The sequence below is a fragment of the Neobacillus notoginsengisoli genome, from assembly GCF_003515685.1.
Taxonomy (GTDB): domain Bacteria; phylum Bacillota; class Bacilli; order Bacillales; family Cytobacillaceae; genus Bacillus_D; species Bacillus_D notoginsengisoli.
The window spans coordinates 184,171-198,929 of the sequence record NZ_QWEG01000004.1 but is presented as its reverse complement, the minus strand read 5'-3'; the positions used below and the strand labels follow the sequence as shown (position 1 = coordinate 198,929).

Sequence of the window (14,759 nt, the reverse complement as noted above, 5' to 3'; positions counted from 1 at the left end):
TTCCAGCTTTCTTTTACAAAGATTAATTTATATTGGCTAAATTAAAGAATAGAACATTAGTTGATTGGAGCGGAAGGCATGAAGACTCCTGCGGGACGTGGCGGCAAGGTGGAGACCCCACAGGCGCCTTAGCGCCGAGGAGGCTCCACTGACGCCCCGCGGAAAGCGAAGTGCCTGAAGCGCAGATCAACGGCAATGTATGAAAATTAAGTTGGTTTTATATAGAAAAAACAATCAGAAGGGGCTTGTAAAATGAATCTGAATAAAATGAAAAGAGAGATCGCTGCAGCCGGTAAGCATTCCCCTGCTGAACTTGTTATTAAAAATGCAAAAATCATTGATGTTTTTAACCAAGAGACGATTGAAGCTGATGTCGCAATTGAAAGCGGTGTCATTGTCGGGATTGGGCAGTACGAAGGGAAAACCGAGATTGATGCAAATGGCAGGTACATGGCACCTGGATTCATTGATGGCCATGTCCATATTGAATCCGCTATGGTCATACCGTCGGAATTTGCCAAAGTCGTTCTGCCGCATGGAGTTACGACCATTATTGCTGACCCGCACGAGATTGCAAATGTATCAGGTTTAGAAGGAATCCATTATATGCTGGATTCCTCTGACGACCTGCCGCTGCAGGTTTACTTTATGCTCCCATCCTGTGTTCCAGCAACACCTTTTGAAAATGCCGGGGCAAGCTTGTTGGCGGAGGATTTGGCCCCTTTATTTTCACATCCCCGAGTTCTCGGTTTAGGTGAGGTAATGGACTATCCTTCCGTATTTGAGGGCGCAGATCCTATGCTTGAAAAGCTGCTAATCGCTGAAAATGCATGTAAAAAAATTGACGGACATGCTGCTGGTGTCGATTCGGTTGGCATTAATGTGTACATGACTGCAGGTATACGAACGGATCACGAGTGTGTCACCGCTAAAGAAGTGAAAGAAAGGCTTCAACGCGGAATGTATGTAATGCTTAGGGAGGGTTCAGCGGCACGAGATTTAAGTAATTTACTTGAAGCCGTAACCGAGAAAAATGCCCGCCGCTGCTTATTTGTAACAGATGATAAACACTTAGACGATATTATCGCAGAAGGCAGCATTGATCACAATATTCGTCTGGCGATTTCTAAAGGGTTCGATCCCATTTTAGCCATTCAAATGGGGACGCTGAATACCGCCGAATGCTTCGGGTTAAAAAATAAAGGTGCCATTGCACCTGGCTTTGATGCTGATTTTATCTTATTAAACAACTTGGAAAAACTAGAAATTGATCAGGTTTTTGTAAGCGGGGTCCTTATTGCTGAAAAAGGGAAATATCTTTTGGAGGATATGCCTGACGGGCAAGTATTACCGCCGGAAAAGCTACTTGAGAGTGTAAAATTCCATCGGCCTTCAGTAGATAATTTAACGATTTGGCTGGGCGATCAGACAAGGGCAAATGTAATTGAGGTTATCCCGAATAGTATTGTAACAAATCATATTATTGAGACGGTTTCAGCTAATAATGGTAAATTTGTCCCATCTGCCGAGGATGATCTTTTAAAAATGCTTGTACTGGAAAGACATAAAATGACCGGGAACATTGGATTGGGTATTGTAAAAGGTTTTCGGTTGGCATCAGGGGCAATCGCTTCAACAGTAGCCCATGACTCTCACAATTTGGTAGCGGTTGGAACAAATGATGATGATTTGCTGACTGCAATCGATGTTATTAGTGAAATGGGCGGCGGTTTGGCCGTTGTTCAAGACGGGGATATTTTGGCTTCACTGCCACTTAAGATTTCCGGTTTAATGGCTAATATGGACTATAAGGATGTCAATGCAAAGCTTGAATCACTGAATCATGCTTTGACCAAAATTGGTTTTGCCGGAAACTTTAATCCATTTTTAACGTTGTCATTTTTGGCCTTGCCAGTTATTCCTGAAATTAAAGTGACAGATCTGGGCTTGTTTGATGTAAAACTCTTTAAACATATTGATGTCGGGGTAAAATAAGGATTCCATAATAAGACGAAGCGATAAGGCGCGCTTCATTTTTTACCCTTAAAGGACAGCTAAATGATTTGCTTAACCTTAAGGATTTAACGCCTCAAATATTTCATTCTTTTGTTAACAATGTAACCTGCCAGTCAAGTGGAACAATTCACATCAAATACAGTATCGAAAAATCCATTGCAATAAACATGAGAAGGCAACTCCCATAAGGGTTAGTTGCCTTCTTTTAAAATAAGTTGCGAGACACACTCCACATGCGCTGTCTGCGGAAACATATCAATAGGTTGAATGTATTCAACTTTGTATTTCGCGCTTAATGTCTGGATGTCCCTCGCCAATGTCGAAGGATTGCATGATACGTAAACAATCTTTTTCGGTTTGACTTTTAACAGTGTCTCCAGCAGCTTTCCGTCAAGCCCAGTCCTTGGAGGATCAACAATGACCACATCCGGCCGCCAGCCTCCTTTTGTCCATTTTGGCAGCAATACTTCAGCCTTTCCTGTCACGTAGGTTGCATGTTTAATCCCATGGCGGGCGGCGTTTTTCTTTGCGTCCTCGATGGATTCAGGGATGATGTCCATTCCCCTGATTTCGCCTGCCTTGTCGGCAACCCAAAGCCCGATTGTTCCGACTCCGCAATAAGCGTCAACGACTTTTTCTACCCCAGTCAGCTCGGCTGCCTTTTTCACCTCATCGTACAGCTTAACCGTTTGGACGGGATTCAGCTGGAAAAACGTCCTGGCTGAGAGCTCGAACTGCAAGTCGCCGAGTGTTTCCTGGATAAAATCACTCCCGGACAGTGTGGCTGTTTCTTTTCCAAAAATCAGCGAAGTTCTTTCCCCGTTAATGTTCTGGACAATCGATTTTACTTCCGGTAGCCTCTTCGTCATTTCATCTATTAATAAATCTTTTTTCGGAATATCCCGCTGAGTCGTAATTAATACTACCTGAAGCTCCTTCGATTGGACCCCAACGCGGGTGACGATGGTGCGGACGATTCCTTTTCTAGACTTTTCATTATAGATTGGAATGCGCAGGTCCTGGAGAATTTGCTTTACCTTCAATGTCGCTTCTGTTGTGGTGGAATGCTGGACGGCGCATTGTTCGATATTGATAAGTTTATGCGAGTTCAAGCCGTACAGGCCGGCGAGAACCTTGCCCTTTTCAACTCCTACCTGGAAGCTGCTTTTGTTGCGGTACGACCACGGATCTTCCATTCCGATCATCGAACGGATGTCAAGTCCATCAAGCCTCAGCCTTGTATGGCGTTCGAGCGATTGCACGACGATATCACGCTTTTCGACCAGTTGCCGCTCATACTTAAGATGCTGAAGCTGGCAGCCTCCGCACTATTCGTAAACAGGGCAAGGCGGTGCGACCCGGTACGGCGATGCTTTACGGATTTTTTTAATCCGGGCTTCAGCGAACTTGGGATTGATTTTGGTTGCCTCAACGACGACTTCTTCGCCAGGCAGCGCCCCTGGTACGAAGACGACCTGCCTTTTGAAATAACCGACTCCTTCCCCGTTAATGCCGAGCCGTTTGATCGTCAGCGGGAATGTTTGCTTTGGTTCTATTTTGATTGCCTGTTCTTTTTTCATGATGTCAACTCCATCTAAATTCCCTCTATATAGATAAATAACTTATTTCGACTCTCGAATGAAGCACTGGAACCGTCCCCGTGCCTCCCCGTGCCTCACTAAAAACCGGCCGGTTGCTTCTTCATTCAATGCTTCTCCAGAGATAGAGGGAGGCGTAGCTTAGGTAGGGTTCCCAGCCGGTTTTGTATTTTTCCATTTCTTCTTGTGTTGGTTTGCGCTCGAGTTGGTAGAGTTTTTTTAGTGCGTTTTGGATGCCGATGTCGGCCATTGGGAATAGATTTTGGCGGCCGAGTCCAAAGAGTAAAAAGTTCTGGATTGTCCAGGCGCCAATGCCACGTATTTTGATGAGCTTGTCAAAAATGACTTGCTCATCCTCATGCTTGATCTCTTCCAAGTCCAATCCGCCCTCTGTGACGGCTTTTGCGATATCAATGACATACTCCGCTTTTCTGCCGCTGAATTGGAGTTCCCTTAGTTCTTCGACAGTCAACTCTGCAACCTTTTCTGGATCCGGATAGAACCAGGCCCCGTTTTTTTCAAAGCCGTATTTTTTAACGAAACGTTCGGTTAGCTTGATGGCGAATGCCATGTTGAGCTGCTGATGGATAATGCATTTTAGCAGACAGCCAAACGGGTCAAAATCAAGAATGAGCGGTGTACCGACATGCTCTTCAAAGATCACATTGAGGTCAGTTTTGCCAAAATGCTCGTGAATATCCTTTAACGGCACTTCCCATTGAAATACTTCCCCAAGCCGATTGATGATACGTTCTTTATCGCCGCTTTCTAATTCAATCACAAAACTAGGCTGTTCTGTCGTGCCGGTTGCGGTGACAGTTGCGGTATTTGGTTCGCCTTCAAGCCTGATTGGCACCGTGATTGTTCTCTTTTCAAGATTGAGCGCATTGAGCGGGTCCATCGAAAGCCGGTCGAGAACCATGTCAAAATTATAAGGGCCGTCTATTTGAATCATTTCCTGCCACACATTCGTTTCCCCTTTTGTCCATTTTTCCTGATTATAGCATGTTTTCATAAGACGGCCTAAAACACCGTCCTATTTCGTTCCATCCATTACCAAGTCTGCGCGCTCATGTGGTTTATGGGCTTCCACATACATTTCTTCGGCAACCATCCAGTTTTTCACCCACATATCTCTCGCGCCCTCGCCGTCCCGGTCAAGCCCTCTTTGAAGCCTGACCTCATATGGGCAATCGACAAAAATAGTTAAATCATAGTATTCCGCAAGCTCTCTCCGGATTGCGGACACCCCTTCAATGATGACAATTCCGCCCACAGGGACAGTATGCCAGTCGGCAAGTTTATCACTACTCCAATCATATCGCTGGTATCTGCCTTCTTTGTCCTCGCTTAAGGGCACAATTACCTGCAACATTCGCTGCCAGTCAAAGTCCGCTCCAACCGGCTTATCCTTTGGGTCTCCCTTGATGATTTCAGCAGAAGGAAAATAAAAATCATCCATATGGACAATTATTGCATCATGCCTGCTTTCCTGTAGTTTTCTTGCAAGTGTACTTTTGCCTGAGCCGCCGCATCCATCGATCCCAATAAGCAGCGTTGATTGTTTTCTTGGCACCGAGTCAATTTTCGCTAAAACTTGTTCGATTTGCATCCAAACCACGGCTCCCATTCTAAACTTTGCTGATTTCCACTACTCATATTTGATGTGTTTTCTTGGCTAAGGTTTTAATCTTTAGTGTTTCCTGGTTATTGAGGTGGGTATATCCAATGTAAAAAATATCCCAATACTGTTTATTTTTAAATATAAAAAGCCCTATTTATCCAGCTAAAATAGAGCTTTTCAATGCAAATGATTTACCCACTTTGTTAGAATGACCCCTTAAACTTTTCAGGATTTTTTACATAGCTTTCGATGATATATCCACACTCAGTGCAAATTATGTATTCTATATTTGAACCAAAACTCATTTTATTGAAAGGATACATGACTGCATATCCACTTTGCTTCCCTTTCCCCAGCTCGGTTCCGCCACATTTTGGGCAATTAGATACATTTTTAAAACGATTCATTTAAAGTCCTCCTCTGCTTCATCCACTATCCATATCTATTAACAATACGTATGTTTAGTCACTGGCCAAAGTTTCATTGTCTTGATGCATTACTCCGTAACGATTTTTCCTGCCCATCCATGAACTTGCATCACGCCATCTTAATCTAGAAGCAGATATCCAATTCGCACGGGAAGAAGAACCATAAGGTTTCCAATCGGAGTCATCCGTCCAATAGAGCAGCCCTCTGTATAATATTATTTTTCCTTCATAAATAATGGAGTCATAATTAATTGGACTTGGAACAATGTGCATTTGTGTCACCCCTTCAAATACCATTTCGATTGCAGAAGGGTTTCTGAATTGCCTTTGAAAAAGAATCCGTATATTTGTGTCAAGCTCTGCTGACACGCTCATTCCCAGGTCCTCATCAACAGAATGATTCGTCCATAAATACATTTCTTTTAAACAGCTGTCATGAAACCTGCCGAAAGTATCCAACAAATATTCAATATCGTTCTGATCTTTAACCTCAATCCACTTCATCCGTCGCCACCTCCTCAAGTAAGAACCCGTTTAAAATTGAAGTTTTTTATTTTATTTTTTCTTCACATCCACTACAATTGCGCCAAAATAGTTTTCACCAATGAAAATTTCCAATCGCCATACTCCTGGTGTGGACAAAGACATGTTGGAGGGCATGGAACTGTCCGATCCCCTTACTCCATTCGGGCTGTATGCTAGCTTCCCATACTCCCATACCTTTTGCTCATTAGATGTCCCGGCATTTTCGACTAATGCCTTTTCTTTTTCACCGGTTTCCTTGTGGATCGCGACTACTTTGAAGTTCCCGCCTTCAATCGTCTTTTCGTCTCCCCAAAAATGCCAAAGCCATTTATCAATTTTGCCTGCTTTAAATTCAGGGCCAATTAACCCTGCTTTTCCTTCCTCTCCAAGCAAGTAATCTCCTTCTGATGACTTAAATTCAGATGAAAGGTTCCAGCTTTTCGGTTCTTCCGTCTCCGTAGGGCTGTTTTTGGCATTCGCGGTTACATCTTCTATATTTTTTTCGATACAACCCGTAAGAGTGAGCATGATTAGTAAAGACAATAAGACAAGAGATTTCTTCATTTATTCCGTCTCCTATCAATTATTTTCAATGGAACTTAGTACAAGACCTATTAACTCCTATTTCCTCAACCTATTCACCCGCTTATTCCTCTTTAACATTCAGATTTTTATAAAACTCATCCACAATCGGATGGAGATCGGGCTCGGTATAATAATAGTGATTATTGACTTTATTTAAAGTGAATTGAAACGTTCGTTTACCTTTTTCATATAGATTAATTGAATAACGCCAGCCAGTCCGCTCTTCCTGGTTCTCTTCCGGAATAAATTTAATGTCTTTCATTTTGTTTAGGAACTCTTCTATTAAGGCTTTGTCAGTCATTGTTTTTTTGTACCCAGTGCTGCCATCCCATATGACAATTCTCGTTACTCCATCCAAATCATTCTCATAGAACTCAGGGAGGGTTTTTGTCTCCAACCCGCATCCAGCCAGTATAAAAGCAACCATCACCCCTACAAAAACAAGTCGAAATCTCACTCCAACTCCAAGTTTCATCGTTTGCCCTCCACTCCAAATTGTTTTTTTTGCAAAAGATGAAAGAAAAAAGCGCATGAATCCTTCGATTTACGCACCATTTTCATTCCCATTATTCTTTTTTAGTTCGTGCATCAAAGACGCTTAGCATCATTATTAGGCCGCCCGCTATCCCAAATAATCCTGGATTGCCCATTCCAATCATCACCAGCTGCGCAAGGGAGTGCTCCCATATCGGTGGTCCGTCCCCTGCATACTCAAATGACGCTAATAACGGATAAATAAGGGCTAAAAGTAAACAGGGAACAGCAGCGAACCACAATAAAGCATGATTAATTTTAAAAGACCATTTTTTTATAAGCACAAGAGAAAGATAAAGGCCAAAGATGACCGAAGTGAAAAAATTCGCCCAGATAACAGGAGTCAGATTAAATGTGTCGTTCGAAGCCTGCTTCACTGCATTTTTATAATCGAAGCTCAATTTTGCCAAAAAGACTAGACCTACCACCCAGAGTATCTTCAACAAATAGTTCGTCCGGCTTGATTTTTGCAAAAAATTCACCCCTTACTATGTTATGCAGCTCTGACTGGGACTTGAATCGTCTTCTAGCTATCAAGGTAATTATCAGAAACTTTGACATGGTTTTCCTTCAGCTTTTCCAGGATATGCGCCTCAACATTCCGGAGTCCTACCTCATAAGGAATGATGATTTGCTTGTTATCTCCAGTAATGAATTCATAGTGGTCAAAATAAACACTGCCGTCTTCTTTCCTTTCGGCATATACTTGTTTCACTTCCTTTAAGCTGCTCCATTCATACGTAGACGTTTTGTTGAATGTTTTCAATTCATTGAAATGAAGACCGTTATTGTCTATGTAGTAATAATGAGTGGCTCCGAGCAGTAAAAAAGGAATGCTCAATGAGATCAGCGCCATTGAAATCAACCTCATATATTTTACCTTATATTTGGATTGGATGATGACATGCAAAATCATGACAATCGGAATCCAAATCATCCCAATCATAAACGTTAAATATCCTGAGCCCGGCGCTTCGAATAGCCATTGTTCCCGTGATTGGAAAAAAGAATTATGTATTAAGAAAACGATCACATAAGGCATAAAAAAACTGCTGACAAATAGAATAATGGCCCAAGTGACGACAAGAACAGGCCTTTTTTCCGTGTTTGATACTAAGTTGCTCATAGTTTCCTCCTTTAGTTTGGTTGTTAATTGAATAGTATGTATATAGTTAATTTTACCATGTCGCTAGCAAAATTCGGCTAATTTTTTCTTGTTTTGAAACAGGATTTTTCCCAAAAAAAAGGGCCGCATTTCTGCAGTCCATTATTCTTTATTTTGATTTATGCTGTTTTATTAGGTGATCAAGGCTTTTGAATTTGTATCCCTTGGCCTTCAGGTCAATGATGGCTTTCTCGAGCGCATCAGCATTGTCTTTTGAAACGGAGTGAAGCAGGATAACCGCACCCGGATGGATTTGTCTCATGATGTTGTCATAGGAATATTGCCATCCTTTTTGGGCGTTCACGTTCCAATCAACAAAGGCAAGCGACCAGAAAACATGGGTATAACCGGCTTCTTTGCTGACGCTCATCGTCCTGTCGCTGAATGTTCCGCGTGGCGGACGGACATAAACCATTTTCTTTTTGCCGGTCAGTTCCTGGTAAGCCACACGTACCTTTTCAAGTTCTTCTTTTATTTTTGCATCTGGAATTTTCGTAAAGTCGGGGTGTCCCCATGAATGATTGCCAACGATATGGCCTTCACTTACCATCCGCTCGACATATTCCGGTGCGCTGTCGAGATAATGACCAGTGACGAAAAATGCCGCGGGAACCCTCTCCTTTTTCAACACATCCAAAACCTTGCCGGTATAGCCATTTTCATAGCCATTATCAAAAGTCAAATATACAATTTTCGCGTCAGGCCTACCTTTGTACACTGCGCCATTTTTTTCGAGAAGCGCTTCAAACTGATATCCCGCATCAGCCGGCTGCTCGTTTTGTCCGCGCTTAAAACCCCAGCCAAACGGCGTATTGGACGTTTCACCCTTTGCAAAGCCCGGAATTAATGTCAGGACTAAACATACTGCCAGCAAAAACACATACAACTTTTTCATGAACAGATTCCTCCAAAAAACTCGTTTTTCTTATTGTTTGGAATCCATTCGCATATTAATGATGGCAATATTTTCTGTGAAAAACAGACATTTCTCCGGCGTTTGCATTTCCCGGGAAATTCCGGCAAATAAGTGCACGAAATTTTTACAGACTGGATGGGTTCTATACATATAGAAATGAGGTGCGGAAATAAGTTTTCCGCACCTCTTTGTTGGTTAGTTAAACACCGGTTCTTTAAACTGCGCGAGCTTTTCAAGTGACGATTTGTCGACATCTGCGTGCAGGCTGTTTCCATGCGAGTCCATTGTGACGACTGCGGTAAAGCCTTCAACCCTTAGGTGCCACATCGCTTCAGGAATCCCGAATTGCATGAGGTCGACGCCTTCGACAGATTTAATGCAGTCTGCGTAATATTGGGCGGCTCCGCCGATGGCATTCAAATATACGCCGCCGTACTCTTTAAGCGCTGCAAGTGTTTTCGGCCCCATTCCACCTTTTCCAATAACTGCACGAATGCCGAACTTTTTCATTATATCCCCTTGATAAGGCTCCTCGCGGGCACTTGTTGTCGGGCCGGCAGCTTTCACATGCCATTTTCCTTCTGCATCCTTCAGCATGACAGGGCCGCAATGATAAATGACCTGCCCATTCAGGTCGACAGGCGAATCGTTAGTCGACAAATATTTATGGATTGCGTCGCGACCTGTGTACATCATCCCGTTGATTTGGACAACATCGCCGACCTTCAGGCTGCGGATTTGTTCTTCAGTGATCGGAGCCTGAAGAGTGATTACTCCTTCAGATGCTGCGGCAGTTTCCTGGGCCGCAAGCGTTTGCTCCTGTTTAAAGTCAATCATGTCGCCTTCCTGGTACATCCAGTCGATAATGTCCCCTGTTTCAGGGTGTACATTAACGCCGAGACGGCGGAATGCCCAGCAGTTATAGGCAACGGATACAAAAAAGCTTGCTGGAATTCGGTTCATGACGCCAATTTTGCAACCAAGAAGGGTTGTTTCCCCACCAAAGCCCATCGTACCAATGCCAAGCTTATTGGCATTTTCCAGAATATATTCTTCAAGCTTGCGAAGGTCTTCATTTGTATTGACATCATCATTCGAACGGAATAACTGTTCCTTGGCTAAGTCATAGCCAGAAGAACGGTCCCCGCCGATGCCAACCCCGATGAACCCAGCGCTGCAGCCTTGTCCTTGTGCCTGGTAGACGGAATGCATGATGCATTTGCGGACTCCGTCAAGGTCACGGCCAGCACGGCCAAGCCCATCAAGTTCACAAGGCAGGCTATATTGGATATTTTTATTTTCACAACCGCCGCCCTTTAAGATGAGGCGGACATCGATATAATCATTTTCCCATTGTTCAAATTTAATGACAGGCGTTCCGCCGCCAAGATTATCGCCGCTGTTTTCACCTGTCAGCGAGTCAACCGAATTCGGGCGAAGCTTGCCGTCCTTGGTTGCCTCTGCAATTGCATTTTGGATAGCAGCCTTCATCTGGATTTGGTTTGCGCCAACCGGCGTTTTAATTTTAAAAGTCGGCAGGCCGGTATCCTGGCAGATTGGAGAAACCTGCTCATCAGCCATTTGAATATTGTTTGTGATCGTTGCAAGGCTCATTGCCGAACGCGTTCCGGCGTTTTCTCTTTCAGCCGCGGCCTTGATTGCCCGGCGTACATCCTTTGGCAGCTTTGTAGAAGTTTCTACAATCAGTTTGTACATACTTTCCTGAAATTTTTCTATCTTCACTGCTTCTCCCCCTTGATCAACAGCTCTAGTATGAATTTTGAAACAATTCCGTCCTTCTTCATTATACTGCTAACTTGAAAGGGATTAAAGATAAAAGCGCTTTCTTGGCAGAACAGTGCTGTTGGCTGGAAGTGTGTGAGTGAAGTTTATTTGCAAAAATAGATTCGGACTCTACGATCGTGAAAAACCTATTAGCTGTCCGAATCCAGGTCGTATTCGGACTCTACGATCGTGAAAAACCTATTAGCTGTCCGAATCCAGGTCGTATTCGGGCTCCACGACCGTGAAAAACCTGTTTACTGTCCGAATCCATGCCGTATTCGGACTCTACGACCGCGAAAAACCTGTTTGCTGTCCGATTCCATGCCGTATTCGGACTCTACGACCGCGAAAAACCTGTTTGCTGTCCGAATCCTTGCAGTATTCGGACTCCCCGACAGCCAAAAACCATTCATTGTCCGAATCAACCCCGTATTCGGACTCCACGACCGCAAATATCCGGTTCACTGTCCGAAATCACACAGTCAGTTTTGCAAAAAGAATAAAAACCCTGCACTTGGCAGGGTTTAGAGGTCGCGGTGATTGAATTCGCGCACTTTGGATTCAATTTCGTCAATGATTTCAAGCAGGCGATCGATGTCGTCGACGTCCGCTTCTTCTGGTTCAATTGCGTCAAGCAGGTCCATAAACAGGTTCAGCCGCTGTTTCAGGAAGGTGACCTGCGTGTCTTTGTCGGTGATTTCTTTGCCCAAGTGGTTCGCTCCTTTCGTCTCGTTTACCATCCTAACCGAAATCGAAGAGTTTTTCTAGTTGTATTATTCCTCACCCGGCAAAAAATCAATCCCGATTGCGGTACCTTCGCGGCTGGAATCTGCGGCTCCGACCATCGTTTCTTTTTCATGGTCGAACTGAATCGCTTGGACATTGCCGATGATGTGCGGTTCGTCGCCAAACTCATAGTTCATTGATTCGAGTTTGCCTTTTGCCAAAGGGTCGATTCCCTGTTCCCAGGACAGCAGCATACCCGGTGTCGAAAAAATTCTTGGCTCTTCAATTGCATCCTTCAAATCCATTCCGAAATCGATGAGATTCACAATCGTCTGGAAAACAGATGCGATAATGGTCGGGCCTCCCGGTGAACCGAGGGTCACGTACGGCTTCCCGTCCTTAAATAAAATGGTTGGACACTTGCAGCTGACGGGCCGTTTACCCGGCTCAGCTTCGTTCACTCCGCCAGGAATGGCGTCGAAGTCAGTCAATTCATTGTTCAGCAGGAACCCGTAGCCCGGTACGATAATACCTGTTCCGAATGGATGCTCAACAGTCGATGTACATGCGGCGATATTTCCCCATCGGTCCGCTACAGTGAAATGGGTCGTCTCCGATTTTTCCGATTCAAACGGCTGCCTGATCACCGGCCGCCCTTTTCCATCCTGGTACTTCCAAGGGTTACCGAAGTCAATGTCCAAATTTCTGAATTCGAAATTGATATAGTTCAGTCTCTCCGCCAAATACCGTTCATCAGCCATCCCCTTTAACGGAATGTCATTGAAGGCAGGGTCGGCGATATAGGCAATTTTATCTGAAAAGGCGAGACGCATACTTTCTACAAATAAATAATACTTTTCCCACGACCTAGGTCCATACGAAGCCAAATCAAAGTTCTCAAGCAGTTTGAGAATATAATGCAAGCTTGGGCCACCGGCCGTTGGCGGGCCTGCTGATGCGATTTCATAGCCTCGGTACGTTCCGCGGAATGGTTCATCGACGGTATGACGGTAATTTTTCAAATCATCCATTGTCATGAAGCCGCCGAGACCTTGGAGAGTGTTGGCAATCGCCTCTGCTATTTCCCCTTCGTAAAACGCGCCAACCCCCTCTTTTTGCAAAATATGGAACGTTTTTGCCAAGTGTGGCTTTTTCAGCAGGTGGCCTTCCTCGAACTTTTCTCCCTCGGCCAAAAAGTACTTACGCGCTTCATCACCCAAACGGTAGCCGAATTCATCAAATGAGTTCAGGAATACCCAGTTAAGAGGAATTCCTTCCTCACACGCCTGAATGGATGGTTCAATCAAGTCCGCAAGCGGTTTGCTGCCATATTCCTTAAGTGCCGCGTCCATCGCTTTCAGGATGCCCGGAATCCCTACCGCTGTCGCATGGGTCGACCGCTTCCTGAAAGGGATGACTTCTTCCGTCTCATCAAGGAACATATTTGGATGGGCTGCCGCCGGCGCTTCCGAGTGCCCATTAAAAACTTTTAACTCTCCGCTCTCCTTATGATAGATCATCATAAAGCCGGAGCCGCCGATTCCGGTCATCATCGGCTCTCCGACATTCAGCGCGAACTGGATTGCCACTGCCGCATCTATGGCGTTGCCGCCCGCTTTAAGCACCTTAGCGCCAATCTCGGTCGCCAGCGGGTGGGCTGTCGCTACCATCCCGAATTTACCTTGTGCAGTTTCTCTTTCTATACAACATCTATTCGTACGTGCCAATGGCTTCGTCTCCCCTCTACGTCCATGTCTTCTATCTGTTAAGTACCCGAGGTTCGTTTTATCAAAACTGGACTTGATTGGAAGAAGCCGAGCAGAACGAATGGTCCCGGTTATGGAAGCTAGTCTAATCGAGATTTTTGCCAAAAGAGGTGCCTTGAAGGGGATGACAGATAACTACGAAAAAGCACTATTCGCCCTATGTAACATAAAAAAACCAGCAGGCATTCACCTGCTGGCTCTTTTATTCATTAAAACTTTTCATCTTTGTCGTGTTTCGGAGACTCCTGGCCGCCTGTTGTGTGCTTGCCTTTTTCGTTGGAGTAGCCAAGACCGCCGGATTTTTCGGGTGAAAATGTCGCGTCACCTGAAGTCAGGTCTGTGTTATCGAGCGACTCGGATGAGTTGACCAAACCGTAATCCGTGGTGCCGGTGTCCCTAAAAGAAGTGTCGCTGCCGCTGCCCGTTACCGAGCTTGTACCGGTCAACGATCCGGAAGCTTGTCCAAGGTAAGTGTTTTCTCCAGAAGGATAAGTGGAGCCGCTGGAGGAATCAGTACCTGATCCGGTTGGCGCCGCCGCTTTCAGTTCAGTGCCTGCTTCCGCCACTTTCGAGCCAATTTCCTTCACTTCGCCTTTAAAGCCCATGACTGTGTCGATTGCATCTTTTGAAATGTCCTTCACTTCGGATACTTTTCCGAACAAATCGCTATTCAGGCGGTCGTACAGCCTTTGCGCGTCGGCAATCGCATCCTTCAGTACATTGGATGCCTGCTGGAATTGCGTGACCATCTGGTCTTTTACTTCATTTGGGTTTTGCTTTACTTCTGTGAACATGTTCTTAGAGGTGTTTTTCAGCTCAGTTGCTGTTTCCTTCAGGCTGCTGCGGGTTGAAGAATCCAGAAGTGTCAAGATTCCCCCGATGACCCCGCCGATTACGATTCCCTTCAACAGCTTGCTGTTCTTTTCATTATCTGAATAGCTTAAATTCTGATTCTGGTTGTCGTACTCGCTCATTGCCAATTCCTCCTTCTATCATTTTAAAAGTAAAGTTTAGCCTGTTTGTGTATTTCCCGTTTGAGCTTAAGGCTAAACAACTTCTTGCAGAGGAAACGGGATTATTTCCCTTATGTT

At 44.6% G+C, this 14,759-nt stretch carries 15 protein-coding genes and 1 pseudogene; 2 read left to right on the top strand and 14 right to left on the bottom strand.

Going from position 1 to position 14,759, the window contains the following annotated elements:
- The first annotated feature begins 252 nt into the window (after positions 1-252).
- Positions 253-1,995 (top strand): adenine deaminase, encoded by a 1,743-nt coding sequence (ade, locus tag D1B31_RS07620; protein WP_118920161.1) that lies wholly within the window; start codon positions 253-255, stop codon positions 1,993-1,995.
- Between the two features lie 212 nt (positions 1,996-2,207).
- Here the strand turns inward: ade and rlmD are convergent.
- From rlmD to D1B31_RS07565, 11 genes and pseudogenes are all read right to left on the bottom strand, one after another.
- Positions 2,208-3,596: pseudogene (gene rlmD / locus D1B31_RS07615) on the bottom strand (23S rRNA (uracil(1939)-C(5))-methyltransferase RlmD).
- A gap of 121 nt (positions 3,597-3,717) precedes the next feature.
- Entirely contained in the window at positions 3,718-4,581 is an 864-nt protein-coding gene (locus tag D1B31_RS07610) for a DNA-3-methyladenine glycosylase family protein (RefSeq protein WP_192894754.1), read from the bottom strand.
- Between the two features lie 69 nt (positions 4,582-4,650).
- Positions 4,651-5,226 (bottom strand): uridine kinase family protein, encoded by a 576-nt coding sequence (locus tag D1B31_RS07605; protein ID WP_118920159.1) that lies wholly within the window; start codon positions 5,224-5,226, stop codon positions 4,651-4,653.
- Positions 5,227-5,441: 215 nt separating this feature from the next.
- The gene (locus D1B31_RS07600) at positions 5,442-5,645 is read right to left on the bottom strand and encodes a transcription initiation factor TFIIIB (protein ID WP_118920158.1); all 204 of its coding nucleotides are present in this window, start codon (positions 5,643-5,645) and stop codon (positions 5,442-5,444) included.
- Positions 5,646-5,699: 54 nt separating this feature from the next.
- Entirely contained in the window at positions 5,700-6,170 is a 471-nt protein-coding gene (locus D1B31_RS07595) for a hypothetical protein (RefSeq protein WP_118920157.1), read from the bottom strand.
- A gap of 51 nt (positions 6,171-6,221) precedes the next feature.
- Complete coding sequence (locus D1B31_RS07590) at positions 6,222-6,755, bottom strand: hypothetical protein (protein WP_118920156.1); 534 nt, start codon at positions 6,753-6,755, stop codon at positions 6,222-6,224.
- An 82-nt stretch (positions 6,756-6,837) separates the two neighbouring features.
- Entirely contained in the window at positions 6,838-7,251 is a 414-nt protein-coding gene (locus D1B31_RS07585) for a hypothetical protein (RefSeq protein ID WP_240035205.1), read from the bottom strand.
- 91 nt (positions 7,252-7,342) lie between these two features.
- Complete coding sequence (locus D1B31_RS07580) at positions 7,343-7,783, bottom strand: hypothetical protein (protein ID WP_118920155.1); 441 nt, start codon at positions 7,781-7,783, stop codon at positions 7,343-7,345.
- Positions 7,784-7,836: 53 nt separating this feature from the next.
- Positions 7,837-8,436 (bottom strand): hypothetical protein, encoded by a 600-nt coding sequence (locus tag D1B31_RS07575; protein ID WP_118920154.1) that lies wholly within the window; start codon positions 8,434-8,436, stop codon positions 7,837-7,839.
- Between the two features lie 148 nt (positions 8,437-8,584).
- Entirely contained in the window at positions 8,585-9,370 is a 786-nt protein-coding gene (gene pdaA / locus D1B31_RS07570) for a delta-lactam-biosynthetic de-N-acetylase (RefSeq protein ID WP_118920153.1), read from the bottom strand.
- 216 nt (positions 9,371-9,586) lie between these two features.
- Entirely contained in the window at positions 9,587-11,134 is a 1,548-nt protein-coding gene (locus tag D1B31_RS07565; RefSeq protein WP_118920152.1) for a fumarate hydratase, read from the bottom strand.
- A gap of 231 nt (positions 11,135-11,365) precedes the next feature.
- On the opposite strand from D1B31_RS07565, the gene D1B31_RS23870 reads away from it, so the two are divergent.
- Positions 11,366-11,704, top strand: a complete 339-nt coding sequence (locus D1B31_RS23870) for a hypothetical protein (protein WP_142922573.1) — start codon at positions 11,366-11,368, stop codon at positions 11,702-11,704.
- On the opposite strand, the gene D1B31_RS07560 is transcribed toward D1B31_RS23870, so the two are convergent.
- The 3 genes from D1B31_RS07560 to D1B31_RS07550 form a co-directional block, all read right to left on the bottom strand.
- Entirely contained in the window at positions 11,701-11,886 is a 186-nt protein-coding gene (locus D1B31_RS07560) for an SE1561 family protein (protein ID WP_118920151.1), read from the bottom strand. The genes D1B31_RS23870 and D1B31_RS07560 overlap by 4 nt on opposite strands.
- A gap of 63 nt (positions 11,887-11,949) precedes the next feature.
- Positions 11,950-13,629, bottom strand: a complete 1,680-nt coding sequence (gene ggt, locus D1B31_RS07555) for a gamma-glutamyltransferase (RefSeq protein ID WP_240035204.1) — start codon at positions 13,627-13,629, stop codon at positions 11,950-11,952.
- Positions 13,630-13,877: 248 nt separating this feature from the next.
- Positions 13,878-14,642, bottom strand: a complete 765-nt coding sequence (locus D1B31_RS07550; protein WP_118920149.1) for a hypothetical protein — start codon at positions 14,640-14,642, stop codon at positions 13,878-13,880.
- Positions 14,643-14,759 lie beyond the last annotated feature (117 nt).

Excerpts from the sequence above, each read along its gene's own strand:
- D1B31_RS07605 (WP_118920159.1), bottom strand. The coding sequence starts at position 5,226 with ATGCAAATCGAACAAGTTTTAGCGAAAATTGACTCGGTGCCAAGAAAA.
- D1B31_RS07590 (WP_118920156.1), bottom strand. The coding sequence starts at position 6,755 with ATGAAGAAATCTCTTGTCTTATTGTCTTTACTAATCATGCTCACTCTT.
- D1B31_RS07595 (WP_118920157.1), bottom strand. The coding sequence starts at position 6,170 with ATGAAGTGGATTGAGGTTAAAGATCAGAACGATATTGAATATTTGTTG.
- ade (WP_118920161.1), top strand. The coding sequence starts at position 253 with ATGAATCTGAATAAAATGAAAAGAGAGATCGCTGCAGCCGGTAAGCAT.
- D1B31_RS07575 (WP_118920154.1), bottom strand. The coding sequence starts at position 8,436 with ATGAGCAACTTAGTATCAAACACGGAAAAAAGGCCTGTTCTTGTCGTC.
- D1B31_RS07600 (WP_118920158.1), bottom strand. The coding sequence starts at position 5,645 with ATGAATCGTTTTAAAAATGTATCTAATTGCCCAAAATGTGGCGGAACC.
- D1B31_RS07550 (WP_118920149.1), bottom strand. The coding sequence starts at position 14,642 with ATGAGCGAGTACGACAACCAGAATCAGAATTTAAGCTATTCAGATAAT.
- D1B31_RS07585 (WP_240035205.1), bottom strand. The coding sequence starts at position 7,251 with ATGAAACTTGGAGTTGGAGTGAGATTTCGACTTGTTTTTGTAGGGGTG.
- pdaA (WP_118920153.1), bottom strand. The coding sequence starts at position 9,370 with ATGAAAAAGTTGTATGTGTTTTTGCTGGCAGTATGTTTAGTCCTGACA.